This is a genomic window from Sphingopyxis sp. MC1 (assembly GCF_000371385.1).
GTDB lineage: Bacteria > Pseudomonadota > Alphaproteobacteria > Sphingomonadales > Sphingomonadaceae > Sphingopyxis > Sphingopyxis terrae.
Genome location: NZ_AOUN01000018.1, coordinates 1 through 1237, shown reverse-complemented (window position 1 = coordinate 1237; position 1237 = coordinate 1). Strand labels below are relative to the sequence as shown.

The 1237-nt window shown below is 63.5% G+C and carries 1 protein-coding gene; it reads left to right on the top strand.

The annotated features are described in order from the left end of the window. Nucleotides 1-63 precede the first annotated feature (63 nt). Nucleotides 64-1214 (top strand): IS3 family transposase gene (locus EBMC1_RS15855; protein ID WP_156001404.1). Its coding sequence is split into 2 segments (ribosomal slippage): nucleotides 64-316 and nucleotides 316-1214, totalling 1152 coding nucleotides; the frame shifts between segments, so codons are not numbered across the junction. The last annotated feature ends 23 nt before the right edge of the window (nucleotides 1215-1237 follow it).

Here is a 1237-nt window from a genome sequence, read left to right as displayed (position 1 = left end):
TGACGTGCTCCCCTGAAATGTGACCGATTTTGAGTAGAGTCCGACGCGAAGGAGTCGGACAGAATGAAGCGAAGCAGGTTCAGCGAAGAGCAGATCATCGCGATATTGAAGGAGCATGAGGCGGGGATGCCGACGGCGGATGTATGCCGCCGGCACGGGATCAGCTCGGCGACATTCTACAAGTATAAGGCCAAGTTCGGGGGTCTGGACGTGTCGGAAGCGCGGCGGCTTCGGGCGCTCGAGGACGAGAATGCGAAGCTGAAGAAGCTTCTGGCCGAGGCGATGCTCGACAATGCGGTGCTGAAGGATCTGACATCAAAAAAATGGTGACGCCCGGCGCCAAGCGGGAGGCCGTCGCATATGCTCGTGACCATCACGGGCTGAGCGAGCGTCGGGCGTGCAGCCTTGTCGGCGTGAGCCGCCGGGTGATCAGATATGAGCCGACGAGGCCGGATGACGGTGCTCTGCGGCAACGCCTGCGCGAACTGGCGGCCGAGCGCCGCCGGTTCGGCTATCGCCGCCTGGGGTATCTTCTGGCGCGGGAGGGCATGCGCCCGAACCACAAGAAGCTGCTGCGCATCTATCGCGAAGAGGGACTGCGGGTCCGCCGCCGTGGTGGCCGCAAGCGGGCCTTGGGCACGCGGGCGCCAATGGCACTGCCGCAGGGTCCGAACCAGCGCTGGTCGCTCGACTTCGTATCGGACAGTCTGGTGTGCGGTCGGCGGTTCCGCATCCTGTGCATCGTCGATGACTTTACGCGGGAGTGTCTGGCGCTGGTGGCCGATACGTCGCTGTCGGGCATCCGCGTTGCCCGGGAACTGACGACGCTGATCGGCCTGCGGGGGAAGCCTCACATGGTCGTCAGCGACAACGGCACCGAACTGACCTCGTCGGCGATCCTGCGCTGGTCGCAGGAGCGTCAGGTCGAATGGCATTATATCGCGCCGGGGAAGCCGATGCAGAACGGCTTCGTCGAGAGCTTCAATGGTCGCCTGCGCGACGAATGCCTCAACGAGACCCTGTTCACGTCGCTGGCGCATGCCCGCTTCGTGCTCATGGCTTGGCGGCACGATTATAATCACGTCAGGCCGCACTCGAAACTGGGCGGGCAAACCCCCGCCGAGATCGCCGGCCAATGGTCCTGGGGGCATGCCCCCAGGACCATTGCCATCCCATCAACCAACCATCATGAAGGAGCCGGACTCTACCTCTGACTGGTAACAATCAGGGGAGCACG